Raw genomic sequence first — 500 nt, 5'->3', positions numbered from 1 at the left:
CATGGAGAAGCTCGACAACACCAACCCCGACCAAATATTCGGGAGCCGTCTGAAGGCCGCTCGTGAGCGTCTCGGCCTGAGCCAGGAGGAGCTGGCGCATCGGATGAGGTGGCGCGGCCTGGACTTCCATCACTCGACGATCTACAAGATCGAATCCGGCAGGCGGAAAGTCGGACTTCATGAGGGCCTCGCCCTCGCACGAGAGGTCGACAGCACTGTCGAGAGCTTGACGCTCCCGCTCATCGAGGGCGAGACGGTCCAACTCGAGCATGTGCACGAGACCGCCGTCCGCTTGCTCGACACGATCGGAGAATTCGACGAGGAGACTCGCACATACACAATGACGAGGGCTCAGCTTGAAGGCCGCGTCAAGCTCTTCTCGCAGGAGTATCCACTCCGCGCAGACGAAGTACGAATCTACGAACAGCTGCTACACGCCCTGCCTCACAGCCCCTTCGAAGGGCTCGGTCGCTTCTTCGCAACGAAGGAAGGACGCGTCT

At 60.8% G+C, this 500-nt stretch carries 1 protein-coding gene; it reads left to right on the top strand.

Going from position 1 to position 500, the window contains the following annotated elements:
- The coding region (locus AC4FQ5_RS20265; protein WP_491146575.1) for a helix-turn-helix domain-containing protein at positions 1 to 500 on the top strand (500 nt) is incomplete at both ends.

Source organism: Chryseobacterium sp. DT-167 (genome assembly GCF_058310155.1).
This window is presented reverse-complemented; position numbering and strand designations above follow the sequence as displayed.